General features: G+C 69.0%; 25 protein-coding genes. 9 read left to right on the top strand and 16 right to left on the bottom strand.

What is annotated here, in order from left to right:
* Window positions 1-72 precede the first annotated feature (72 nt).
* The 3 genes from E2493_RS15410 to E2493_RS15420 all read left to right on the top strand — a co-directional run bounded on the left by E2493_RS15410 (window position 73) and on the right by E2493_RS15420 (window position 3,652).
* Window positions 73-270, top strand: a complete 198-nt coding sequence (locus E2493_RS15410) for a DUF1192 domain-containing protein (RefSeq protein WP_135088378.1) — start codon at window positions 73-75, stop codon at window positions 268-270.
* 121 nt (window positions 271-391) lie between these two features.
* Window positions 392-2,731: an ATP-dependent Clp protease ATP-binding subunit ClpA gene (gene clpA, locus E2493_RS15415; RefSeq protein ID WP_135088380.1), complete on the top strand. Its 2,340-nt coding sequence runs from the start codon at window positions 392-394 to the stop codon at window positions 2,729-2,731.
* Window positions 2,732-2,998: 267 nt separating this feature from the next.
* Complete coding sequence (locus E2493_RS15420) at window positions 2,999-3,652, top strand: glutathione S-transferase family protein (RefSeq protein ID WP_135088382.1); 654 nt, start codon at window positions 2,999-3,001, stop codon at window positions 3,650-3,652.
* A 95-nt stretch (window positions 3,653-3,747) separates the two neighbouring features.
* On the opposite strand, the gene E2493_RS15425 is transcribed toward E2493_RS15420, so the two are convergent.
* Complete coding sequence (locus tag E2493_RS15425; RefSeq protein ID WP_135088384.1) at window positions 3,748-4,485, bottom strand: Bax inhibitor-1/YccA family protein; 738 nt, start codon at window positions 4,483-4,485, stop codon at window positions 3,748-3,750.
* Between the two features lie 119 nt (window positions 4,486-4,604).
* Between E2493_RS15425 and thpR the strand changes: the two genes are divergently transcribed.
* On the top strand, window positions 4,605-5,138 hold the full coding sequence (gene thpR / locus E2493_RS15430) for an RNA 2',3'-cyclic phosphodiesterase (RefSeq protein ID WP_135088386.1): 534 nt from the start codon (window positions 4,605-4,607) through the stop codon (window positions 5,136-5,138).
* A 9-nt stretch (window positions 5,139-5,147) separates the two neighbouring features.
* On the opposite strand, the gene E2493_RS15435 is transcribed toward thpR, so the two are convergent.
* Together E2493_RS15435 and E2493_RS15440 are read right to left on the bottom strand one after the other, a co-directional pair.
* Window positions 5,148-5,963, bottom strand: coding sequence for a fructosamine kinase family protein (locus E2493_RS15435; protein WP_225421522.1), 816 nt, complete (start codon window positions 5,961-5,963; stop codon window positions 5,148-5,150).
* The gene (locus E2493_RS15440; RefSeq protein WP_135088388.1) at window positions 5,960-6,427 is read right to left on the bottom strand and encodes a low molecular weight protein-tyrosine-phosphatase; all 468 of its coding nucleotides are present in this window, start codon (window positions 6,425-6,427) and stop codon (window positions 5,960-5,962) included. Before E2493_RS15440 ends, E2493_RS15435 begins: the two co-directional genes overlap by 4 nt.
* Window positions 6,428-6,505: 78 nt before the next feature.
* On the opposite strand from E2493_RS15440, the gene E2493_RS15445 reads away from it, so the two are divergent.
* A complete protein-coding gene (locus E2493_RS15445; protein ID WP_135088390.1) occupies window positions 6,506-8,122 on the top strand; it encodes a spinster family MFS transporter in 1,617 nt (538 codons plus the stop codon).
* A 3-nt stretch (window positions 8,123-8,125) separates the two neighbouring features.
* Here the strand turns inward: E2493_RS15445 and E2493_RS15450 are convergent, their stop codons facing one another.
* From E2493_RS15450 to E2493_RS15465, 4 genes are all read right to left on the bottom strand, one after another.
* On the bottom strand, window positions 8,126-8,656 hold the full coding sequence (locus tag E2493_RS15450) for a hypothetical protein (RefSeq protein ID WP_135088392.1): 531 nt from the start codon (window positions 8,654-8,656) through the stop codon (window positions 8,126-8,128).
* 173 nt (window positions 8,657-8,829) lie between these two features.
* The gene (locus E2493_RS15455) at window positions 8,830-9,372 is read right to left on the bottom strand and encodes a superoxide dismutase family protein (protein WP_135088394.1); all 543 of its coding nucleotides are present in this window, start codon (window positions 9,370-9,372) and stop codon (window positions 8,830-8,832) included.
* 63 nt (window positions 9,373-9,435) lie between these two features.
* Window positions 9,436-10,749: a UDP-glucose dehydrogenase family protein gene (locus tag E2493_RS15460; RefSeq protein WP_135088396.1), complete on the bottom strand. Its 1,314-nt coding sequence runs from the start codon at window positions 10,747-10,749 to the stop codon at window positions 9,436-9,438.
* A gap of 182 nt (window positions 10,750-10,931) precedes the next feature.
* The gene (locus E2493_RS15465) at window positions 10,932-12,044 is read right to left on the bottom strand and encodes an OmpA family protein (protein ID WP_135088398.1); all 1,113 of its coding nucleotides are present in this window, start codon (window positions 12,042-12,044) and stop codon (window positions 10,932-10,934) included.
* 500 nt (window positions 12,045-12,544) lie between these two features.
* Here E2493_RS15465 and E2493_RS15470 point away from each other — a divergent pair, with 500 nt between their 5' ends.
* On the top strand, window positions 12,545-12,874 hold the full coding sequence (locus E2493_RS15470; protein ID WP_135088400.1) for a hypothetical protein: 330 nt from the start codon (window positions 12,545-12,547) through the stop codon (window positions 12,872-12,874).
* 70 nt (window positions 12,875-12,944) lie between these two features.
* A complete protein-coding gene (locus E2493_RS15475) occupies window positions 12,945-13,193 on the top strand; it encodes a hypothetical protein (RefSeq protein WP_135088402.1) in 249 nt (82 codons plus the stop codon).
* A gap of 33 nt (window positions 13,194-13,226) precedes the next feature.
* Here the strand turns inward: E2493_RS15475 and E2493_RS15480 are convergent, their stop codons facing one another.
* The 3 genes from E2493_RS15480 to E2493_RS15490 all read right to left on the bottom strand — a co-directional run bounded on the left by E2493_RS15480 (window position 13,227) and on the right by E2493_RS15490 (window position 15,010).
* A complete protein-coding gene (locus E2493_RS15480; RefSeq protein WP_225421523.1) occupies window positions 13,227-13,727 on the bottom strand; it encodes a CAP domain-containing protein in 501 nt (166 codons plus the stop codon).
* Window positions 13,728-13,838: 111 nt separating this feature from the next.
* Window positions 13,839-14,402 carry a hypothetical protein gene (locus E2493_RS15485; protein WP_135088406.1) on the bottom strand — a complete coding sequence of 188 codons (564 nt, stop codon included), beginning with the start codon at window positions 14,400-14,402 and terminating at the stop codon, window positions 13,839-13,841.
* 53 nt (window positions 14,403-14,455) lie between these two features.
* Window positions 14,456-15,010, bottom strand: a complete 555-nt coding sequence (locus E2493_RS15490) for a bactofilin family protein (protein WP_135088408.1) — start codon at window positions 15,008-15,010, stop codon at window positions 14,456-14,458.
* A 198-nt stretch (window positions 15,011-15,208) separates the two neighbouring features.
* Here E2493_RS15490 and E2493_RS15495 point away from each other — a divergent pair, with 198 nt between their 5' ends.
* The gene (locus E2493_RS15495) at window positions 15,209-15,817 is read left to right on the top strand and encodes an outer membrane protein (protein ID WP_167737562.1); all 609 of its coding nucleotides are present in this window, start codon (window positions 15,209-15,211) and stop codon (window positions 15,815-15,817) included.
* 46 nt (window positions 15,818-15,863) lie between these two features.
* Here the strand turns inward: E2493_RS15495 and E2493_RS15500 are convergent, their stop codons facing one another.
* From E2493_RS15500 to amaB, 6 genes are all read right to left on the bottom strand, one after another.
* On the bottom strand, window positions 15,864-17,642 hold the full coding sequence (locus tag E2493_RS15500; RefSeq protein WP_135088411.1) for an SLC13 family permease: 1,779 nt from the start codon (window positions 17,640-17,642) through the stop codon (window positions 15,864-15,866).
* Window positions 17,643-18,082: 440 nt separating this feature from the next.
* A complete protein-coding gene (locus E2493_RS15505) occupies window positions 18,083-19,300 on the bottom strand; it encodes a L,D-transpeptidase family protein (RefSeq protein WP_135088413.1) in 1,218 nt (405 codons plus the stop codon).
* 182 nt (window positions 19,301-19,482) lie between these two features.
* The gene (locus E2493_RS15510; protein WP_135088415.1) at window positions 19,483-19,902 is read right to left on the bottom strand and encodes a DUF4383 domain-containing protein; all 420 of its coding nucleotides are present in this window, start codon (window positions 19,900-19,902) and stop codon (window positions 19,483-19,485) included.
* Window positions 19,903-19,985: 83 nt separating this feature from the next.
* Complete coding sequence (locus E2493_RS15515; protein ID WP_135088417.1) at window positions 19,986-20,624, bottom strand: SGNH/GDSL hydrolase family protein; 639 nt, start codon at window positions 20,622-20,624, stop codon at window positions 19,986-19,988.
* Window positions 20,625-20,639: 15 nt separating this feature from the next.
* Entirely contained in the window at window positions 20,640-21,497 is an 858-nt protein-coding gene (locus E2493_RS15520) for an ATP-grasp domain-containing protein (RefSeq protein ID WP_135088420.1), read from the bottom strand.
* 4 nt (window positions 21,498-21,501) lie between these two features.
* Complete coding sequence (gene amaB, locus E2493_RS15525; RefSeq protein ID WP_135088422.1) at window positions 21,502-23,022, bottom strand: L-piperidine-6-carboxylate dehydrogenase; 1,521 nt, start codon at window positions 23,020-23,022, stop codon at window positions 21,502-21,504.
* Window positions 23,023-23,591: 569 nt separating this feature from the next.
* Here amaB and E2493_RS15530 point away from each other — a divergent pair.
* The coding region (locus E2493_RS15530; RefSeq protein WP_135086479.1) for a helix-turn-helix domain-containing protein at window positions 23,592-23,910 on the top strand (319 nt) is incomplete at its 3' end.

The raw sequence follows: 23,910 nt of genomic DNA on the forward strand, positions 1-23,910 counted from the left end.
AGCGCTGCCGCGCAAGGCCCGGCGAGTCGCAGCCAGTTGACAGGAAAGCGCGCGCGGCAGAATCTCGCCGCGATGGATCTCGACGAACTGTTTCCGGACAAGCCCAAGGACCCGCTGACCCTGCTCGTCCGACAGGACCTCGACCCGCTATCGGTGGATGAGCTCCATGCCCGGATCGCCATTCTCGAAGAAGAGATCGGACGGGTCCGCGCCAAGATCTCCGCCGCGGTCGATCATCGCGCAAATGCGGAATCGCTTTTCAAAAAATGAAACCTTTGGGGGAACATTCTCCCGACGCCCCACCTTTTTCAGGCACCTGCTTGATCGGGCCGGGAGAGACCCAACATCAGGGCAAAGGGCCCGCAGCGCTTGCGGGCAGTAGGAGTTGTCAATGCCGTCATTTGCCCGCGAACTCGAGCAAACGCTGCATACGGCACTCGCCGAGGCGAGCGGCCGCAAGCACGAATATGCCACGCTCGAGCATCTGCTTCTCGCGCTCATCGAGGACACCCACGCCAGCCGCGTCATGAAGGCGTGCGGGGTCGATCTCGGCGAGCTGCGCGAGGCGGTCCGTCTCTACCTCGACAACGAGCTCGAGGCGTTGAAGGTGGAGGGCGATACCGATCCCTCGCCGACCAGCGGCTTCCAGCGCGTCGTCCAGCGCGCCATCCTGCACGTCCAGTCCTCCGGCCGCGACGAGGTGACCGGCGCCAACGTGCTGGTCGCGCTCTTCTCCGAGCGCGAATCCTACGCGGTCTATTTCCTCCAGCAGCAGGACATGAGCCGGCTCGATGCGGTGAGCTACATCAGCCACGGCGTCGGCAAGGGCGAGACCGCGTCCGAGCCGCAGGAGGTGAAGGGCACCGACGAGGGCAAGCCGGAGGAGGGCAAGAAGAAGTCCGAATCCGCGCTGAAGCAGTTCACCATCAACCTCAACGAGAAGGCGCAGAGCGGCCGCGTCGATCCGCTGATCGGCCGCGGACCGGAGGTCGACCGGACCGTCCAGATCCTCTGCCGCCGCTCGAAGAACAACCCGCTCTACGTGGGCGATCCGGGCGTCGGCAAGACGGCGATCGCGGAAGGCCTCGCCCGCAAGATCGTCGAGGGCGACGTTCCCGACGTCCTCAAGGAAGCGGTGATCTACTCGCTCGACATGGGCGCGCTGCTCGCCGGCACCCGCTACCGCGGCGATTTCGAGGAGCGGCTGAAGGCCGTCGTCACCGAGCTCGAGAAGATGCCGAACGCGGTGCTGTTCATCGACGAGATCCACACCGTGATCGGCGCCGGCGCCACTTCCGGCGGGGCGATGGACGCGTCCAACCTGCTGAAGCCGGCGCTCTCCGGCGGCACGATCCGCTGCATCGGATCGACCACCTACAAGGAGTTCCGCAACCACTTCGAGAAGGACCGGGCACTGCTCCGCCGCTTCCAGAAGATCGACGTCAACGAGCCGACGATCGAGGATACGGTGAAGATCCTGGCCGGTCTCCGGACCGCGTTCGAGGAGCACCACAACGTCAAGTACACGCCCGACGCGATCAAGGCGGCGGTCGAGCTCTCGGCGCGCTACATCAACGACCGCAAGCTGCCGGACAAGGCGATCGACGTGATCGACGAGGTCGGCGCGATGCAAATGCTGGTGCCGCTGTCGAAGCGCAAGAAGACGATCACCACCAAGGAGATCGAGAGCGTCATCTCGACCATGGCGCGAATCCCGGCGAAGAGCGTCTCGTCCGACGACAAGAAGACGCTCGAGCATCTCGAGCGCGACCTCAAGCGGGTCGTCTTCGGCCAGGACAAGGCGATCGAAGTGCTGGCCTCGGCGATCAAGCTCAGCCGCGCCGGCCTGCGCGATCCCGACAAGCCGATCGGCAACTACCTCTTCTCCGGCCCGACCGGCGTCGGCAAGACCGAGGTGGCGCGTCAGCTCGCCGCGATCATGGGCATCCCCCTGCAGCGGTTCGACATGTCCGAATATATGGAGCGCCACTCGGTCAGCCGGCTGATCGGCGCGCCCCCGGGCTATGTCGGCTATGATCAGGGCGGCCTGCTGACCGACGCGGTCGATCAGCATCCGCACAGCGTGCTGCTGCTCGACGAGATCGAGAAGGCGCATCCGGACCTGTTCAACATCCTCCTGCAGGTGATGGACAACGGCAAGCTCACCGACCACCACGGCAAGACGGTCGATTTCCGCAACGTCATCCTGATCATGACGACCAATGCGGGCGCCAGCGACATGGCGCGCGAGGGCGTCGGCTTCGGCAACATCACCCGCGAGGGCGAGGACGAGGAAGCGATCAAGCGGATGTTCACGCCGGAATTCCGCAACCGGCTCGATGCGGTGGTGCCGTTCGGTTACCTGCCGACCGAGGTGGTCGCCCGGGTGGTCGACAAGTTCATCCTGCAGCTCGAGCTGCAGCTGGCCGATCGCAACGTCCACATCGACCTCGACGACGAGGCCCGCAAGTGGCTCACCGCGCGCGGCTACGACAAGCTCTACGGCGCGCGCCCGATGGGCCGCCTTGTCCAGGAGAAGATCAAGCAGCCGCTGGCCGAGGAACTGCTGTTCGGCAAGCTCATCCACGGCGGCGAGGTCAAGGTGACGATCAAGGACAACGCGCCCGTCTTCGAGATCATCTCGGCGCCGCCGAAGGCCTCGAAGAAGAAGGGCAAGAAGTCCGACGGCGATCAGGAGCAGCCCGAGAAGGGCGCGGCCGAACAGGCCTGATCCGAAGCGCCGCGCAACCAGCAAGGGCTCTCTCCGCAAGGAGGGGGCCCTTTCTGCTTTGGCCTCCCTTGGAAGGGGAGGTGTCAGGCGGAGCCTCACGGAGGGGTATCAGCGCAGTCGAATAGGCCGCGCGGGTGGAGAGGCTGACACCCCTCCGTCGCGCTGACGCGCGACACCTCCCCTCCAAGGGGAGGATCGGATCGTTCTGCGGCTTTCGCGGCGGGGCTCCGCCGGTTACGATCGCGGCGACAGCCAAGAGGAGCCACGATGACCGAGTCCCTCACCTTCTACACCAACCCGATGTCGCGCGGGCGGATCGCCCGCTGGATGCTCGAGGAAGTCGGCTGCAGCTACGAGACGGTGCTGCTCGAATACGCCACCTCGATGAAGGACCCGGCCTATCTCGCGATCAACCCGATGGGCAAGGTGCCGGCGATCCGGCACGGCGACACGGTGGTTACCGAAGGCGCGGCGATCTGCGCCTACCTTGCCGATGCCTTCCCCGATGCCGGCCTTGCCCCGGCGCCGGGCAACAAGATGCGGGCGCCTTACTATCGCTGGATGTTCTTCGCCGCGGGGCCGGTGGAAGCGGCGGTGACCGGCAAGGCGCTCGGCCTGCTCGCGCCGCCGGAGAAGAGCGCCATGGCCGGCTACGGCAGCTACGAGGCGACGATCGACGCGCTCGAGCAGGCGGTCAGCGGCCCCGGCCCGTACATCTGCTGCGACCAGTTCACCGCCGCCGACGTCTATGTCGGCGCGCAGATCGGCTGGGGCATGCAGTTCGGCACGATCGAGAAAAGGCCCGCCTTCGAGGCCTATTTCGCCCGGCTTCGCGACCGCCCGGCAGCCAAGCGCGCCGCCGAGCTCGACGACGCCCTTGTGGCGCAGGTCCAGAACCGGCCGCAGCCCGCGCAGAGCTGAGCGATCGGCCGTCCCCTGCCGCTCGGCCGGAACTGCAATGAAAAAAGGCCCGGCGTCGCCGCCGGGCCTCTTGCTATGCGGCTTCCGCCCAGCCGTCAGTCGCGGCTGCCGAGGAACTGGAGCAGGAAGGTGAACATGTTCACGAAGTCGAGATAGAGGTTCAGCGCCCCCATGATCACGACCTTGCCGATCATGTCGGTGCCCGCGACCTGGAAATAGAGGCTCTTGATCCGCTGCGTGTCGTAGGCGGTGAGGCCCGCGAAAAGCAGCACGCCGATCGCGCTGATCGCCAGGTTCATCGCCGGCGACTGGAAGAACAGGTTCAGCAGCGACGCGACGATCAGGCCGACGAGGCCCATGATCAGGAAGGTGCCGAAGCCCGAGAGGTCCTTCTTCGTGGTGTAGCCCCACAGGCTCAGCGACAGGAAGGCGGTCGCCGTGGCGAAGAAGGTGATCGCGATCGAGGAGCCGGTGTAGACGAAGAAGATCGACGCCATCGACAGGCCCATCACCGTCGCAAACGCCCAGAACAGCGCCTGCGCGGCGCCGGTCGACAGACGGTGAATGCCGAAGCTGAGGACCATCACGAAGGCCAGAGGCGCGAAGATGATCAGATATTTGAGGATGCCGGGACCGAACAGGATCGATTCCGCCGCGCCCGAGCGGGCAAACAGCAGAGAGACGACGCCGGTGAGCAGGACACCCGACGCCATGTAATTGTAGACCGACAGCATGTAGGACCGCAGGCCCGCGTCGAAGGCGACGCTCTCGCGTCCGGCCGTGGTCGCCGTAAACGGCGATGCGGAGCCGCGCGGGTCAAATCCATTAGCCATTTCGAACTCTCTCCTTTGGCGGCGAATGGTCGCCGTGACCTGCAATATCGTGCCGTTGCGGCGAAGGTTCAAGGAAAACCGGTTCGCGCCGCCCGGCTGCTGGGCTAGAGAGCGGCGCGATGATCCGCCTGTTCGTCGCCATCCGGCCGCCTGCGGCGATCCGCGAGCGCCTGCTCGGCCTGATGGGCGGCGTGCGCGGCGCCCGCTGGCAGACCGACGACCAGCTCCACCTCACCCTCCGCTTCATCGGCGACGTCGACCGTCACCAGGCCGAGGACGTGGATGCGGCGCTCTCCAGCCTCCACCACCCGCGCTTCGATCTCGCCCTCGACGGCATCGGGGCTTTCGACCGGCGCGGCGCGCCGACGGTGTTGTGGGCAGGCGTATCGCCGATCGCGCCGCTCAAGTCGCTGCACAAGAAGATCGACCAGGCATTGGTCCGCGCCGGTCTCGAGCCGGAGCGCCGCGCTTATGCCGCGCACATCACGCTGGCGCGGATCGCCCGCGGCGGCGGCCCGGTCGAGCCGTTCCTGGTCGGCGCCGGCAGCGTCTCGAGCCCGCCCTTCCCCGTCGATGAGTTCGTGCTCTGCCAGAGCCACCTCACGCCGGCAGGCGCGGTCTACGAGACGGTGGCGCGCTACGCCCTCGGCTGAAGCTTCGGCTCAGTCCGCGCCGTCCAGCGCGGCGAGCAGGCGCTCGACCATCCCCGCATAGCCGGCGCCGAACAGGCGAAGGTGCACCAGCGCGGGGAACAGCTGATAGGCCGGTCGCCGCGCTCGCCAGCCGGGCTCGAGCGGGCCGTAGGCCTCCCAGAACGCGGCGTCGGGCGTGTCGAAAAGGGTGAGCATCGCCAGATCGACCTCGGCATGGCCATGATAGCAGGCCGGATCGAGCAAGGCGACCAGACGGCCGCCGCGGACGAGGATGTTCCCCGACCAGAGATCGCCGTGGAGGAGCGCCGGCGCCGGCGCGGCGGGAAGCAGATCGGCGATGACGGAGCCCAGCGCCGCGATCCGCTCCCGCCACGGACGATCGAGCACCGAAGCGGTCGGAACGAGCCTCTGCTCGAGCCAGAAGGCCGGCCATTCGGAGCGCTGGCGATTGTCGAGCGCGACGGTGCCGAGCGCGTAATCGACCGGCCAGCCGTAGCTCTCCCCTTGCTTATCGTGGAGCCTGCGCAGCGCCGACCCGATCGACCGCCAGGCGGCCGGGCTGAACACCCGATCGTTTTCGACATGCTCGAGCATCAGTACGCCGCCGAGCTCCCCCTCGACCGCCGGGGAGGGAACGCCGGCGGCGGCGAGTCCGCGCAGCATCGCCGCCTCGCTCGCCGCGGCCGGCCCGCCCTTGGCGACGCTCAGCCGACCGTCGGGGCGCCGGACGAGCAGGACCTCGGAGAGATCGCCGCCCGCCAGGTGCTCCATCCTCTCCTCGGCGAGGCCGGTCAGCGCCGCGACGCGGCGCGCGAAGGCGCTCAAGCCGCCTCGCCCGCGATGGTGCGCGCGAGCCCCCGCGCGCCGGCGACGGCATCCGCCCAGGCGAGGTCGAAATGCTCCGCCTCGCCATGATAAGGATCGGCCACCGCTTCCCCCTCGCGCCCTTCGACATGATCGAGCAGCAGCGACAGCCGGGCCCGCGCGCCCTCGGGTCGCAGGCGGCGGAGGGTGGCGAGATTGTCACGATCGAGCGCGACGATGTGATCGAACCGATCGAAATCCGCGGCACGGACCTGGCGCGCACGGAGATGGGCGATATCGGCTCCGTTGCGCGCGGCGACCGCGATCGAGCGACGGTCGGGCGGCCGGCCGACGTGCCAGTCGCCGGTACCGGCGGAGTCGACCTCGACCTCGAGCCCCCGCCGCCGCGCCTCCGCGCGGAACGCCGCCTCGGCAAGGGGCGAGCGGCAGATGTTCCCGAGGCAGACGAACAGGACAGAGACCATCGTTTCCCAAGCCCGATTGTCAAAAGGCCGGGCTGTGCTAGCCAGATGCAGAGACAATAACAACGAGGGGGGACGGCGATGCGGCGAGCAGAGGCGACACCTGCCGGAAACGCCGTCTCGTCGCGCGTCGCGGCTTATGCCTGGTACGCGCTGTTCGTCCTCGTCCTCGTCTATGTCGTCAACTTCATCGACCGGCAGATCCTCTCGATCCTGGTCGGCGACATCAAGCGCGACCTCGGCGTCTCCGACGCCCAGATCGGCTTCCTCTACGGCACGGCCTTCGCGGTCTTCTACGCTCTGTTCGGAATTCCGCTCGGGCGGCTGGCGGACAGCTGGTACCGCGGCCGGCTGATGGCGATGGGCCTTGCGCTCTGGTCCTCGATGACCGCCTTCTCCGGTTTCGCCTCGACCTTCGGCATGCTCGCCGCGGCGCGGATCGGAGTCGGGATCGGCGAGGCGAGCGCCTCCCCGGCCGCCTATTCGATGATCGCCGACAGCTTCCCCAAGGAGCGCCGCGCGACGGCCCTGTCGATCTATTCCAGCGGCCTCTACATCGGCGGCGCGCTGAGCCTGCCGATCGGCGGGCTGATCGTCAGCCGCTGGACCAGGGCCTTTCCCGATCCGGCGGTCGCGCCGCTCGGCCTCGCCGGCTGGCAGGCGGCATTCCTGGCGGTCGGCATTCCCGGCCTCCTGCTGGCATTGTGGGTGCTGAGCCTGCGCGAGCCGCTGCGCGGCGCGTCCGACGGCATGGCCCAACCCGTGGTCCGGCCGAATGCCTGGGGCGATTTCGGCCGCGAGCTGATGGCCATCCTGCCGCCGCTGACGCTGCTCAGCGTCTCGCGCATTCCAGGCGCGCTGAAGACCAATGTGATCGTCCTCGCGATCGTCGTCCTCGGCGCCTTCGGGCTGATCCGCCTCACCGGCGACTGGCCGCAATGGTCGGCCTACGGCCTCGGCGTCTACGCGGTCTTCTCATGGATCCAGTCTCTCAAGGCGCGCGACCTTCCCGCCTATCGGCTGATCTGGGGCAGCCCCGTTGTCGTGATCCTCGCCCTCAGCTTCGGCAGCATCGCCTTCGTCACCTACGCGACGTCCTTCTGGATACCGCCTTATGCCGAAGCGACCTTCTACGGCGGACCGCTGGCGCCCGCGCATTACATCGGCGGCATGACCGCCAAGGAGGAAGTGGGCCTGATCATCGGCTGGTCGGCCGCCTTCGCCGCGGCGACCGGCGTCATCGTCGGCGGCTATGTCTCGGACCGGTGGCGGCAGCGCGATCCGCGCGGGCGGCTGTTCGTCAACATGGCGAGCGTGGTGCTGCCGATCCCTGCGGTCGCGTTCATGCTGACCACCGACAGCCTCGCCGCTTTCTACATCGTCAATCCGATCGCCCACATGTTCGCCTCCGCCTGGGTCGGCGCGGCGGTTGCGACGCTGCAGGACCTGGTGCTGCCGCGCATGCGGGCGACGGCGGGCGCGACCTACATCCTGGGCACGACCATGGTCGGCCTGGCGCTCGGCCCCTATTTCGCCGGGAAGATGTCGATGCTCACCGGCGGCCTCGGCACCGGCATCGCCTGTCTGTTCGTGATGCCGCCGCTCACCCTGCTGGGCCTGTGGATCGGCGCGCGGCGGATCGCCGCCCTCGAGGCGGAGAAGATCGAGCGCGCCCGCGCGGCGGGCGAGCCGATCTAGACGTCAGCCGCTCTTGCGCGCCGCCTGATCGGCGGGCGACAGGAAGGCGAGGCCGACGGCCTTGCCGTCCGTCCACTTGAGCTCGGCCGAAAGCATGGTTCCGTCCTCGAGCTCGACGCACAGGCTCCGCGATTCCTCGATGCCGGACGGCGCGGCGCCCATCACGCCGCCGTCCGAGATGTTCTCGATCGCGAACGGATGCGGCGAACCGTCGACGAACAAGGCGAGAACGCGTCCTTCGCCCGGGCGCCGCTCCTCCCGCCGGTTGTCGCGGCCCTTCCGCTCCGCGGCGCCGCCGACGAAATGAAGGGCGACGGCCTTGCGGGCCGGCGCGATGTTGAGCTCGCTCCACTCGAGGGGCAGCGCGGTGCCGCAGATGCAGCATTCCGCGGTGATGCGGCCGACCAGCCACTGCGCATGGCCGCAGCCCGGACAGCGATTGGTCTCGTTGGCGCGGAACAGCACTTGATAGCCTCGCGCCGACAGATCGAGCTCGAAGCTCCGGCTCGGGACGATGGGGCTTATGGCGTTCACGATCGACTACCTCTCGAAGCACGCGCCGGAAATGGACCGGCGCATTCCTCAGCTACGGGAGGAAGCCTTTCCAAGAGCTTACCTTTTGCGTCAGGGCCGGCCCGAGGGCGCCGCCCCGCCGATGCCCGGCGACGGCGGCGCCCGATCGGCCCGGCACCCGACCTGGAATTGGCTCAGCCGAGCACGCCGCAGGCGATGCGGTTGCCGGAATTGCCGGACGGGTCGGTCCGGTAATCGTCGGCGCTCTGATGCACCACGACGGCGGCGCCGTCCGCATCGAGCAGCGCGCTGGCGCCGCCGGTCAGCGACGCGTCGGGGATGGTGTATTCGAAGCTGCCACGCCCGTCGGTGCCGACCAGCAGATTGGGCAGATCGCCCTTGTGCATCCCCTGCGGATTGTCCTTGCCGTGCTGCCGGCCGGTCGGATTCCAGTGCGGCCCCGCGGTGGTGAAGGCCGGCGGATCGCAGCGCCCGGTGACATGGACGTGCGCGCCATAGGCGCCCTGCGGCAGCGCGACCGATTCCACGCGCACGCGAATGCCGTCGCCGACCTCTTCGGCGGTCGATTGCGCCACGACGCGGCCGGTGGCGTCGCGGATCTCCGCCGACACGCTTGCGGGGCCGGCGTCGGACTGCGGCGACCCTTCGTCACCGCCGGTCGCGCAGGCGCCGAGCGCCAGCACGGCACTTCCCAGGATCAGAGTCCCAAGCTTCATCATTCGTCTCCCTTCCACATCCAGGCTGAACGAGCCGCCGCCGAAACGGTTGCCGCGCGCGCCTCAGCTCCGCTGCGCGCGACCGACCGAATGGAGGCGGAGGCCGGCCTCCTCCACCTCGGCCGGGGGATAGACATTGCGCAGATCGACGAAGATCGGCTGCTTCATCGTCCGGGCCAGGCGGGTGAGATCGAGCGCGCGCAGCACGTCCCATTCGGTGACGAGGACGACGGCGTCGGCGCCTTCGGCCGCCTTGTAGGGGCTCTCGAAGAACTCGACGTCCGGCATCAGCGGCCGCGCCTGCTCGATACCTTCCGGATCGTAGCCGCGCACGTTGGCGCCGGCGTCCTGCAGCGCCTGGACGATGCTGAGCGACGGCGCGTCGCGCATGTCGTCGGTGTTCGGCTTGAAGGTCAGGCCGAGCAGGGCGACGGCGGCGCCGCGCGCATCGCCGCCGAGCGCCTGGATGACCTTGCGGCCCATCGCCCGCTTGCGCGCCTCGTTCACGGTCACCACCGATTCGACGATGCGGAGCGGCGTCTGGTAATCCTCGGCGGTCTTGAGCAGCGCCAGCGTGTCCTTGGGGAAGCACGAGCCGCCATAGCCGGGTCCGGCGTGGAGGAACTTGGGGCCGATGCGGTTGTCGAGCCCGATGCCGCGCGAGACGTCCTGCACGTCCGCGCCGACGATCTCACACAGGTCCGCGATCTCGTTGATGAAGGTGATCTTGGTCGCGAGAAAGGCATTGGCGGCATATTTGGTCAGCTCGGCCGTGCGCCGGCCGGTGAACAGCAAAGGCGCCTTGTTGAGGTAGAGCGGACGATAGACCTCGCGCATCACCTCGGCCGCTTCCTCGTCGTCGATGCCGACGACGATCCGGTCGGGCCGCTTGAAGTCCTCGATCGCCGCGCCCTCGCGAAGGAATTCGGGATTGGAGACCACCCAGGCGCGGGCATCGGGGCGCACCTCGCGCAGGATGCGCTCGACCTCGTCGCCGGTGCCGACCGGAACGGTCGACTTGGTGACGATGACCGCCGGGCCGGTCAGCGCCTCGGCGATCTCGCGGGCGGCGCCGAACACGTAGCTCAGATCGGCATGGCCGTCGCCGCGGCGCGACGGGGTGCCCACGGCGATGAAGATCGCCTCGGCGCCGGCGACGCCTTCCTGCAGATCGGTGGTGAAGGACAGCCGCCCGCCCTTCACGTTGGAGGCGACGAGCCGATCGAGCCCCGGCTCGTAGATCGGCATGATGCCCTGCTTCAGGGAATCGATCTTCGACTGATCCTTGTCGACGCAGACGACGTCGTGGCCGAAGTCGGAGAAGCAGGCCCCCGACACCAGACCGACATAGCCGGTCCCGATCATTGCGATGCGCATTGAAGTCCCCTGAAGGATCTAGAAAGAAGCCCGCTTATCCACCGGCTTCGGCAGAAACAACCGCTTCAAGGAAAGGTTCGAACGCCGCGCCGCGGCGTCCGCGAAGCCCAAGAAAAAAGGAGCCGGTCCCGAAGGACCGACTCCCAATTTTCGTGTCTTCCACCCGAGAGTGGAAGCCCTTCTTACCAGCCGGAGCCCGGGCCGAAGGTGATCTCCACGCGCCGGTTCTGCGGCTCGCGGACGCCATCGGCGGTCTCGACCAGCGGACGGCTCTCGCCGAACGCTTCCGTGGTCATCACGCCGTCCGGCACGCCGCGACCGGCGAGGTAGGAACGGACGTTCGCGGCACGACGCTGCGACAGACCGACGTTGTACTGATCCGAACCCGAACGGTCGGCGTGACCTGCGAGCATGACGCGGGCCTGGCCGGTCTGCTGGTAGGACGACGCTGCGTTGTCCAGGATCGCCGCAGCCTGCGGAGTGATCTCGTCCTTGTCCCAGTCGAAGAAGACCATGAACGGACCGATCGGAGCCGGCTCCACAACCGGCGGCGGCGGCGGCGGCGGCGGCGGGGGAGGCGGCGGGGGCGGCGGCGGCGGCGGCGGCGGCGGCGGGGTCGGCGCGCCGAAGTTGAAGGTCAGACCGCCGAGAAGGCTGTGCGACCGGAACTTCGATTCCGCCGGACGACCGTTGAACGCGACCATCGTCAGATCGTCGACGTTGAAGAAGCGATACTTCACCGTCACGTCGATGTTGTCGCTGATCGCCTGACGAACGCCGGCGAAGACCTGCCACGCGAAGCGCGAGTCGGAGTCGTCGAGGAACGGCGCCGAATTGTCGAACACGCGAAGGTTGTTGTACTTCACGCGGGCGATACCGCCACCGGCACCGACGAAGCCGCTGAGGCCCTCGTCGTCACCGAAATCGAGCACGCCGTTCAGCATGAAGCTGAGAGCGCTGGTGCTGCCGCCGGCGAAATCGCGGGTGGTCGGGAAGGACGAACCCTCGCCCGGAAGGCGAATGGTGGTCCCGAAGCTCTCGAGATCGGCCTTCTTGTAGGCGACTTCGCCTTCGAGGCGGAACGCCCCCATGTCATAGCCGACGAACAGGCCGCCGTCGTACCCATACTCATGGTCGAGCGACATCACGTTCTCAACGGTGTTGATGTCGACGTCGGTATCCTCGACGATCATCGCACCGAATTCGCCGCCCACATACCAGGCGCCATCGCGCGCAAATGCTGGAGTTGCGAGCAAGGTCGATGAAAGCGCCACTGCGATGGCGAGCTTCCGCATAATCTTCCCCTTTCTATTGCGTCCCAACGGGAACGACACTGAACTCATTACGGTAAGCGGAGTTTCCGCGCAAGCACGCTTATCCCCACCAATGTTGCCGAAACGCCTCAGTACAGCGGAACGCATGCTGAGGCCCCTCGCCAGACGGCCCCTCTAACGAGAGGGCCATGGCTTGGTTTCATAGCAGGAACAAAAATTTCGAGGAAATCGGCCGGTGTGGTATTTATGTCGCAGTGCAGCACGTCGGAGAGCTTGCCGTGTCTCGCGGATTTCTCTTGTTGTCTTAAGCACTTGCGGCAACCCCGGCGGGTGCTGCGCGGCTGCCTCCGCGCTGTCGGGTCGAGGCTCGTCGCGGCTGCCGCGTGTGCCGATGGCCTGCACCATTCTGGATGAGGTCGCCGCCGGCACGCGGCGGGCCGACGGATGCAAGAAAGAGCTTCCCTTTTGGCGCGTACGGGCCCAGTCTCTTCCCAGTCAGGTTAAGTGATTGGAGTCCGCCGATGATTTCGATTACGCTTGTGACCACGCTCGCCCTTGCAGCGGCCGCCCCGAGCGCCGCGCCCTCCGCCCAGGCGCGGAAGGTCTACGGTGCCTGCATCCAGAAGGTGATCAAGGCCAAGACGGCCGACAAGCTGAGCGGCGACGCGTTCACCGCCGCGGTCAAGTCCACCTGCGCCAACGAGGAAGCGGCATTCGTCAAGTCGCTGGTCGATTATGACGTCGCCAGCGGGCTGAAACGGGCCGATGCCGAGGAAGGCGCACGTCTGCAGGTGGAGGATTATCTGATCAACGCCAGCGACACCTACGCGACCTACGCCGACCCGAAGTAGCGGGTCCGGCCGGCTCCGCGGAGGGCAAATTCGTCTGCATCCAAACGCTTAGCACGGCGTTGAGGCGCGAATGATCAAGCGCCTCCCCTGTCCTGCCGTTCTCGCGGCCCTGCTTCTCTCCGCCTGCGGGACCAGCCCGGCGCCGGTCGCCGATCCCGTCCAGCTCGAGCTCGCTCTGGCGACGATCAAGCAGCAGGAGAGCGGCACGGCCGCCCGGCTGCAGCAGAAGGTCGCGGGCGCCGACCGCGTCGCCTCCACGGTCACCAGGGTAAACCCGGGCCACCTCGATCCGAACGTCGCCGTCGCCCTGCTGCGCTGAGGCCGGGCACGGGCCACTCCGCGCGGCCGGCCGCTAGAAGGGGCGTTCGCCCTCGACGTTGCCGGCGGTGAGATAGCGGCAGACGAGGATCTCGTTCTCGGCGCCCTCGGCCAGCGCGCAGCCGACCCGGCCGGTGTCCCGCCACATCAGCTGGGTATAGTGGCCGACGTCGTCGACGTTGCCGGTCCGGCTGTTCGCCGGAAAGGCGCCGGGGAGAAAATGCTTCTTCTCCTCGACCCACATGCCGACCATGTCCTCCGGCGAGAAATAGCCGGTGGTGCCGAGCCACAGATTCTCGCCTTGCGGATCGGGATCGTCGGGGTCGTCCGGCGAATGCTCGATGTCGTCGATCTCGGCGAGCGCGGCGCCCCAGTCGGCCGCGTCGTCGGCGAGCGCCGGGTCCCAGTGCAGCGGTGCGAGGCCGGCTGCCGCACGCTCGCGATTGTGGGCCGCGAGCAGGCGGGCGTCGAGACTGGTCAGCCGCCCGGTCGCGCCGCCGAGCAGCGGCGCGGCGAGCACCAGCGCTGCCGCCACGGCGGCCCGGCGCCACGATCTCCGCCCCTTGTCCATGAACGAAGGATCGCGCGCGCCTGCTTAGCGCCCGCTTGCCGTTCATGGTTTACGCGGCGCTCACCTTCGCGGCGCTCAGTCCTTGCCGCGAGTCTCCTGCTCGATCCGCACGGGGCTGGCGCCGCCGGGCGGTCGGTCGGTGCCGGTGCCGCCGGATGCCCGCACGCCGCCCATGCCGCCGGGCGAGCCGGCATCGACGCCGCCCAGGCCGTCCCCCGCCGCGCCTTCGCTGCGCGTCAGGCTCGCGTCGCCGGTCCCGGAGCCCGCCCCGGTCATGCCGGTGCCGCTCGCCCGGGCCTCGTCGCCTTGCCCGCCGAGCCGATCGGCGAGATCGTCGCCCTGGCCGGCGCCGCCGCCATGTCCGCCTTCGCCGACGGTGAGCCCGCCGGTATCGTCACGGCTGCCGCGCGCCACGCCGGCGGCGCCCGGGCCGGCGCCGGTTCCGCCGACCTCGGGCTGGCCGGTGCCGGCCGTGCCGCCATCGACGCCGCCGCCGGTGGTCCCCGCCGTCGCCGGCGCGCGCGGCGAGCCTTCGCTGCTGCCGGAACCGGCGCTCGCCTCCGCCACCGCGTCCTGGCGCGGACCGCCTTCGCCGTCGGTGCTCTCCGCCGGGCCGCCTCTATCTTCGTCCGATATCATCGCATCCTCCAACGTCTATCGGGAGGGCAACGAAGGCGGAGCGAGGCGGGTTCCTATTCGGCGGCCTCCGCATCGGGATGCAGCTCGGCCGGGACCGGGAACAGCTCCGGCCCCTTGGCCGCCGTCCGGGCGGCGCGGCGGGGCGTCCGCTCGGCGGGCGCCCTGGGCGCAGCGACGGCCGGATCGGCGACCGTCTCCGCCGCCTCGGTGCCGGCAGACGCTGCGCGGACCGCTTCGGCCCGTGCCGAGCAGGCGCCGTGATCCGCCGGACCCTTGCGGCGACGGAAGCGGCCTTCCACCTCGGCGCCCGGCGCGATCCCGAGGCTTTCGTAGAGAACGTCGCCGGTGATCCTGGCCGACGCCTCGAGCGCCAGCGTTCCCGCCTCCACGGCGCCGTCGACCAGGCCCGCGAGCCGGGCGGCCTCGGCGACGATGTTGCCGTGCACCGCGCCGCCCGCGCCCTGGCTGAGCTCGCCGCACCGCACGTCGCCATGGACGGCGCCGTCGATATGGAGCCGTCCGGCGGTCGTGATATTGCCGGTGAAGACCGCGTCGGCGGCGATCGTCGAGCCGGGGCGCTCCGGCTGTCTGGCGCTGCGTGAAAACATCGTCCGAGCCCTCCCCTTGGCCTCCGCATCATGGCAGCTTTGCCAAGCCGATCAAGCGCCTGCGCTCGCCGCCGGCTACAGCAACATCCCGTAAATGACAGCGACAGCTTGCCGCCCCTACCAGCGCTGCGGGGCATTGTTGCCAACAGGGACCGAAGGGGGCCGCCACGGCGGCCGATCCGCAAGAAAGGGAGTATCATGAAGTTCCATCTCGCAATCACCGGCGCGGCGAGCCTGCTCGCCGTCGCGCCCGCCGCGGCGGCCGATTTCTCCGGCCTGCGCGCCGAGGTCACGGCCGGCCGGGCCAGCGACGCCGTCAAGGCCGACCTCAACAACGGCGCGAGCCCGTTCAGCCGCAAGCAGGACGACGTCTCGTTCGGCGTCGAGGCAGGCTACGATCTCGATCTCGGCTCCGCCGTCGTCGGCGGCTATGCGGGCGTCGATTTCCCGAACGTGGATTCGTGCGACGCGGCGTTCGGCTCGGACGAGTTCTGCTACACCGCGAAGCGCAACTACAATCTCGGCGCGCGCGCCGGGTTCAAGGTCGGCGGCCCGATCCTGGTCTACGGCAAGGCCGGTTACTCGAGCGGCCGGTTCAAGGCGGTGTACGAGAACGTCACCGATCCGACCCGCGATTTCGACGGCACCGACAACCAGCGCGGCCTGCACTTCGGCGCCGGCGCCGAGGTCGCGATCGCGAGCTTCTACGCCAAGGCGGAATATCTGCGGACCAATTACGACGAGGGCGATCTCGGCCACGACGTCGCCCGCAACCAGATCAAGGTCGGCGCGGGCATCCGCTTCTGAACTCTCCCTCCCCCGCCGCCGGTCCGCGCGGCGGGGGAGATCAACTCTACCTGAGCGGCCAGACCGCCAGGATCAGCGGCACGCCGGCGAGCACGACGAGCAGGCTGAGCGGAGCGCCGAGACGCGCATAATCGCCGAAGCGATAGCCGCCCGGGCCCATCACCAGAGTGTTGCACTGGTGGCCGATCGGCGTGAGGAAATCGCAGCCGGCGCCGACCGCCGTCGCCATCAGGAAGGCTTCCGGTCGGTAGCCGAGTTCGCCGGCGAAGGTCGCGGCGATCGGCGCCATCACCAGCACCGTCGCCGCGTTGTTGAGGAACGGCGTCACCGCCATGGCCGCGACCATGATCAGCCCGACCGCGCCCCAGGCCGGCAAGCTGGACGCGGTGGACGACAGCCAGCCGGCGATGAGATCGGTCGCCCCGGTGGTGCGCAGCGAATCCGAGACCGGGATCAGCGCCCCGATCATGATCAGGATCGGCCATTCGATCCGCTCATAGGCCTCGCGTGCCGGCAAGGCGCCGGCGAGCATGATCAGCGCCGCCGCGCCGAAGAAGGCGATCGCCACGGGCACGAGCCCGGTCGCCGTCAGCGCCATCGCGCCGGCGAGGATGCCGATCGGCACCAGGCCGCGGCGGGCGGCGCCGAGCCGCAGCTGGCGCTCGGCGAGCGGCAGGCAGCCGAGGTCGCGAAGGCGCGCCGGCAGCGCCTCGAGCGGCCCCTGGAGCACGATCACGTCGCCGGGCGCGAGCACGATGTCGCGCAGCCGGGTGATGATGCGCTCGCCGCTGCGCGAGACAGCGAGCAGGTTGACGCCGTGCCGGTCGTGCAGCGCGATCCGCCCCGCCGCCTCGCCGGCGAGGACGGAATCGCGGCCGACCACCGCCTCGATCACGCCGACGTTCGAGGAACCGCTGCCCGCCGCCGCCTCGCGATGCTGGCCCTCGAGCTCGAGCCCGGCGACGGAGATCGCCCGCTCCAGCGCATCGGGCTCGCCCTTCAGCGTCACCACGTCGCCCGGATTGATCACCACGTCGGGCAGCGGCCGCGCGCTGCGCCCGTCGTAGCGATGGATCCCGGTGACCTCGATCTCGCCCTCGACCATGTCGCGAAACTCGGCGACGGTCCGCCCTTCCAGAGGCGAGTTGGCGGGCACCTCGGCCTCGGTGGCGTAATCCTCGATGTCCAGCGCCTCGCCGAGGGTCGGCGCGGCCCGGCGCCCGGCCGGCAGCAGGCGATAGCCGAAGCGCAGGAAGACCAGGCCGATGGCGGCGAGCCCGAGCCCGACCGGCGTATAATCGAACATCGAGAAGGGCTCGCCGGTCATGTCCTCGCGCACCCGGCTGACGATGATGTTGGGCGAGGTGCCCACCAATGTCATCAGCCCGCCGAGCAGCGATCCGAACGCCATCGGCATCAGCAGGCAGGACGGCGAGCTGTTCGATTTCCTGGCCATCTGAAACGCGGCGGGCATCATCATCGCCAGCGCGCCGATGTTCTTCACCAGCGCCGAGAGGATCGTGACCGAGCCGACCAGCACGGTGAGCTGGGTGCCGAGGCGCTGCGTGCCTCCGGCGAGCCGGGAGAGCATCGCCTCGATGACGCCCGAGCGCTCGACCGCGGCCGAGATCACCAAGGCAGAGGCGACGATGACGACGATGTCGTCGGAGAAGCCGGAGAAGGCGTCGTCGGGCTCGACGATGCCGAGCGCCAGGGCGGCGAGCAGGGCGAGGATCGCGACGAGATCGTAGCGGACCCGGCCCCAGATGAAGAGCAGCATCATCCCCGCGAGGACCGCGAAGGCGAGGATCTGGGGGGTGGTCATGAAGGACTTTCAGGAGGCAAGGTTGCGAGGCGTAACGCCGCAGCGATGCCGCGGGTCCCGCGGGCGTCCAGGCGAATGCAGCAACCAGGCACGAAGAAGGGCGCGGCCTGTGGACCGGTTCACGCGGGCGGCACCCCGCGCCCCGCGCCTCTCCCAGATCACGTCATTCCGGCGAAAGCCGGAATCTCGGGGAGAGTAGACCCAGCCGCAAAGGGAGCGCTCCCCTGACCTGAAGTGCCTCTTCCGACCTGAGATTCCGGCTTGCGCCGGAATGACGGGCTGGGCCTGACGCCCTTTCCAGGCGCCGAGCCTCCGCGTCTTCGCGGCTTTGCGAGAGCCCCTCTTCTTCCTGCCTTCATCCGGCAGGGCCCGTCGCGGCCCACAAAAAAGGGGCGCGATCCCCCGGACCGCGCCCCTTCTTTTTCCTGCGGAACCCGCGCTCAGTTCGACGCGAGCGCCGTGCCGCGATCGTCGAGGGCGGCGAGGACCTTGGTGTCGCGGCTGTACATGTCGTCGTAGCGCTTGAGATCGCCCTCGTCCGTGCCGGCCACGGTGAAGTAGACGATGTACACGGGGATCGGCGTGGCGACGTTCGCCTGCACCGTCTTGCCCGACTTCACCGTCTCGTTGACCTTGTCGCGGCTCCACTCGGTGCCGTCGAGCAGCGTGGCGGCGAAGCCGACCGCGTCCTCGGTGCGGATGCAGCCGTGGCTGTAGGCGCGGGCCTGCTTGTTGAACAGGTTCTTGGCGTTGGTGTCGTGCAGGTAGATGGCGTGCGGATTGCCCATCACCAGCTTGACCTTGCCGAGCGCGTTCGACGGCCCCGGCGGCTGGCGATAGCGGACCGCGCCGCCGGCGCTCTTGACCGAGACATAGCCCTTCTTGCCGGCGACCTCGCGGGCGATGCTCGACGGCACTTCCCACCAGGGGTTGAAGATCGCGCCGGTGATCGTCGCGTTGAGCGACGGCGTCGGAGTCTTGATCGCACCGGCGACCGCCCGGCGGCGGTCGAGGGTGACGCCGCTCTCGACCAAAGCGACGGTATAGGCCGGCACGTTGACGATGACGTATTTCTGGCCGAGGTCGCGCGGCAGCCAGCGCCAGCGATCGAGATTGGTGCGGATCTTGCCGCGGCTGCCCTCGTCCTGCGCCTTGACCAGCGCCGTCTTCAGCGCCGCATATTGCGGATGGGTGGGCAGCAGGCTGCGAAGCGCGTCGCCGACCGTCTCGCCGGCCACCGCGCGATCGAGCAGCGCCTGCTGATCGTAGACGTTCCAGCTGTCGTCCTCGACATACCAGTCGATGCGCGCGGCGCCGCGGACGTGGCCGAACATCAGGTCCGAGGCGACCTTGAGGAAGGTCTCGGTCGCGACGGCGCTCAGCCGCTCGTCCTTGGCGTCGATCGCCTGGCGAAGCCGCTCCGGATTGTAATCGGCCGGGTCCAGGCCCTCCTCGCCGATCGCCTCGACATAAGCGAGCAGCTCCTGCGCCTGCTTGCGCTTCCACTCCGCGGCGACGACCGGGGCCGGCGCCGCCTGGACGGTCGGCGTGGCGGCGACGGGGGCCTGCACGGGCGCGGGCGCGGGCACCGCATTCTGTGCATGGCTGGCGGCAGCCGTCGAGAGCAGGACAAGCGGCAGAGTGATACGGCGGTACATGGCGGTTTCCCTAAGATGGACGGCCGCAGATCCCCTGGCGGCTCGGGTCCTATCGTGGACGTTGCTTTAACCTGCCCTGACTTTTCCTTCAAGAAGGTGACAAGCTGCGGAAAAGGAAAAATAATTCGGCCCGGCACCTGGGGTGCCGGGCCGTCTCTCCCTTACCGTCGGCGAATGGTGGCTCAGCTGCGGTCGGTGGTGACGACGTCGCGGCGGACGAAGCCGAAATAAGCGGCGGCCGCGGCGAGGAGCAGGTGCAGGACGACGTCGGCGCCGTAGAGCGGCACGAAGCCGAAGGTCGTGTCGAGCCCGGGGATCAGGCCCATCACCGTGAACAGCGCGTAGATGATCGCGACGCCCTTGGCATAGCCGCGCGCCGCCCCGAAGCTGCGCGACGCGGCGAGGCCCCAGAGTCCGAAGATCAGATGGACGATGTTGTGCAGCGTGTTGACCGGGAACATGCCGAGCTCGTGGCCGTAGCCGTGAGTCATGCTGAGGCCGGAATCGGGTGTCGCGGCGGTCGTCAGGCCGGGGATGAAGCCGCCGATGCCGACGATCAGGAATACGATGCCAAAGATGAGCGCGAAGGTACGGGTGTTCATCGGACGATCTCCCAACGTATGAAAACCTACGCGTCGGAGCCCCGCCTCCGATGCGGAAAGCGCGGGCCCGAGCCGCCGCGGGATCACAGCGCGGAGGCGATGACGGTAGAGCGACGCTCGCCGGGCAAAGTTCCCGCTGCGAAACGACCAATGGCCGCCGCGATCTTCTCGCCGCCCACGGCCGAGGGCTCGATCGGATTGGCATAATCCTCGTCGCGGTCGCAGATCAGCCGCAGGTCGATCAGCGCCGCGCCGGCGGCGAAAGCGGTGCGGCCGATCACGTCGTTGAACAGCGACAGCGCGGTCCGGATGATCCTGTGGTCCGGCGCCGAGGGCGGCGTGTCGTAAATCGTGCAGAAGGCGGCGGGCAGCCCGCGGGCAAGCACCGCTTCGGCGACCTCGGCATAATCGCGCGCGAAGCGGCTCTGCGCGATCTCGAGCAGCGACACGGCCTCGGCGACGCTGCCGACGCTCTGCGAGAGGAGATGCGACGCGCCGAGGGCGTCGTTGCCGCCGGCGCTGACGACGAGGTGGGTGGCGTCCGCCGGCAGCCGCGCCAGCTGCGCCAGCACGCCGCGCGCCACCGCCCCGTCGACGGCGAGCAGGCTCGCCTGCCAGTCGAGCGGAAGCCTGGTCCGGACCTGGCGGACGACATCGGGGCCGCCCCGCACGTAGGCGAGGTTGTCGAGGATCGAATCGCCGAGGAGAATGACGTGGCCCATGGCGGGCCCAAAGGCTCAGCCGGAGATCAGGTCCCGCACGGCGGCGGCGAATGGCGCGCCACCGGCCGGATCGTAGCCGAGGTAGAGATCGGGCTCGATCAGCTCGATCTCGATCAGCAGCGGCCCCCCGGCGCCGCGGACGAGATCGATGCGCGCGTAGAGCAGGCGCTCGTCGATCGCGCCGAGCACGGACGCGGCAGCCGCCATCTCGTCGTCGCGCGGGAGGTGCCGCGTGATCACGCCGTCATATTCCGGCTGGACCCGGAAATCGCCGGGCTGGGGCCTTTTGGCGATGGCGTGGCTGAACCGCCCGCCGAAGAACAGCAGGGAGACCTCCCCCGCCGTCTCGATCTCGGCAAGGTAGGGCTGGACCATGGCCGGACCTTGCGGGCCGCCGTCGAGCGGATCGCCGGGAGACCAGCGGATCGTCTGCCAGGCGCCGGCCGAGACCTGCGGCTTGGCGACGAGCCGATCGGCGCCGAAGCGCGCGGCGGCGCTCTCGAGCAGGGCGCGGTCGAGCCGCTCGGCATAGAGGGTCGGCACCACCGGCACGCCCTTTTCGGCGAGGCGACCAAGATAGGTCTTGTCCGAATTCCAGATCAGCACGGAGGCCGGATTCTGCAGCCGCACCCCGGCCGCCTCCCAGCCGCGCACCGTCTCCACCCACAGATCATGGGCGCGCGGATAGCCCCAGGCGAGCAGAGGCAGGACGAGGTCGAAGCCGGCGAGGTCCCCCGCATCGGTCCAGACGCGCTGCTCGACCGAGGCGCCGGCCGCGCGAAGCGGCGCGGCATTGGCTTCGACGACGTCGGCCCAGCGCGATTCGAAGTGCAGGTCGCCCGGATCGGGAGTCAGGATGGCGATGCGGCTCATCGGCTCACGGCATGTTGAAGTTGATGCCCTGCGCAAGCGGCAGGTCGCGGCTGTAGTTGATCGTGTTGGTGGCCCGCCGCATGTACGCCCGCCACGCATCCGAGCCGCTCTCGCGGCCGCCGCCGGTCTCCTTCTCGCCGCCGAACGCGCCGCCGATCTCGGCGCCCGAGGGTCCGATGTTGACGTTGACGATCCCGCAGTCCGAGCCGGCGGCCGAGAGGAAGGTCTCCGCCTCGCGGATGTCGTTGGTGAAGATCGACGAGGCGAGCCCCTGCGGCGCGGCATTGTGCGCGGCGATTGCCTCGTCCAGCCCCAAATAACGCATCACGTAGAGGATCGGGGCGAACGTCTCGGTGAGGGTGATCGCGGTCTGGCCCGGCATGGTGACGATCGCCGGACGGACGTACCAGGCGTCGGGGGAGGCCTCGGCCTGGAGGCGATCGCCGCCCTCGACAATGCCGCCCTGCTCCCGCGCCGCGGCGAGCGCCGCCTGCATCGCCTCGAAGGCGGCACGATCGATCAGCGGGCCGACCAGCATGCCGTCGTCGAGCGGGTTGCCGACCGGAACGCCGGCCCAGATCTGTCGCAGCCGCGGCACCAAAGCGTCGAACACGCTGTCGTGCACGAACAGGCGGCGCAGGGTCGTGCAGCGCTGCCCGGCCGTGCCGACCGCGGCGAAGGTGATCGCCCGCTCGGCCAAAGCGAGATCGGCAGAGGGCGCGACCACCATGCCGTTGTTGCCGCCGAGCTCGAGTAGAGAGCGGCCGAAGCGCGCCGCGACCCGCGGCGCCACCGCGCGGCCCATCCGGGTCGATCCGGTCGCGGAGACCAAAGCGACCCTGGGGTGATCGACCAGCGCCTCGCCGGCCTCGCGTCCGCCCTGGACGACCTGCGAGAGGCGCGCCGGCGCGTCGCCGAAGCGCGCGGCGGTGCGCTCGAACAGCGCCTGGACGGCGAAGGCGGTGAGCGGCGTCTTCTCCGACGGCTTCCACACGACCGCGTCGCCGCAGACGAAGGCGAGGCACGCGTTCCAGGCCCAGACGGCGACCGGGAAGTTGAACGCCGAGATCACGCCGACGACGCCGAGCGGGTGCCAGGTCTCCATCATCCGGTGTCCCGGCCGCTCGGTGGCGATGGTGAGGCCGTAGAGCTGGCGGGACAGGCCGACCGCGAAATCGCAGATGTCGATCATCTCCTGGACCTCGCCAAGGCCTTCCTGGAGGATCTTCCCGGCCTCGAGGCTGACCAAGCGGCCGAGCGCCGCCTTCTCCTCGCGCAGCACCGCGCCGAACAAGCGGACGAGCTCGCCGCGCCGCGGCGCCGGCACGTCGCGCCAGGCGGCGAAGGCCCGGTGCGCTTGCTCGACCGCGGCGGCGACATCGGCGGCCGAGGCGGTGGCGACGGCCCCGATCTCCCCGCCGTCGATCGGCGAGCGCGAGACGAGGTCGCCGCCGGGCGGCGTCACCCCGAGGCGGGCGAACAGGGCGGCGGCTTCATCGGACGAACGGAAGGACGAGAAGGACAAGGGGGCTGGCTCCGGCAGGGACGGGCGCCTCTACCAACGCACGCCCGCCGCTGTCGAGGCGGCGTCCGGTCTGCACCGCGCCGCCGCAGGCGGCGGCTCCGGCGGAAACAGGCGCGCTCCTGCAAACAACAGGCGAATTTACAGGGCTTCGTGGCGGGTCGGCGGGCGCTACAGGACGGCCCTGCCCGTTTCCGCACGCGACCTCCCGCGCTTTCTCCGTGCTGCGCCGCACCACCGTATTTCAACCGTTCTTTACGGTCGATTTGCTGCAGTGCAGCAAGAACGGGCGAGCCCCTCGACCGACCGCGCCGGCCCCGTCCGGGCGGCGACTGGCACCGCCTCTTCGCGCCGTATCGCGCCGGCACCAAGCGCCGCCCGCGCCGGCTCTGGACAGCGCGCATTTCGCTCCACGATAGCAAAGAGCCCACGCCACCCGGCACTCTGGCCAAGGTGGAACATAACACGAACACCGGGGCGAGTCAACGTACCAGCAGACCTCCTGTTGGTAGCACACGACATGTCCGGGTTTCGTAGCAGACGATCTGTCCGGTTGCGGCTGGAGAGGTCGGATGCTGGCGGAGGTACGCATGGCGCGGATTGGCGAGGTGCTCGGTCGTTATCGGTCGGGCAGGCTGAGTTGTGTGGAGGCGGCGGATCTCCTCGGGATGAGCGAGCGGCATTTTCGCCGCTTGCGGGACCGCTATGAGGCGGACGGTGCAGCTGGGCTTGTCGACCGGCGGCGCGGCCGGGTTTCGGGTCGGCGGGCGCCTGTGGACAAGGTGGAGTGGGTGATCGATCAGTTCGTGACCCGCTACCACGATTTCACGGTGAAGCACTTCCACGAGGAGCTGCGCAAAGCCGGGTTCGATCTGAGCTACACCTGGACCA

Source organism: Sphingomonas parva (ex Maeng et al. 2020) (assembly GCF_004564275.1).
Taxonomy (GTDB): Bacteria; Pseudomonadota; Alphaproteobacteria; order Sphingomonadales; family Sphingomonadaceae; genus Allosphingosinicella; species Allosphingosinicella parva.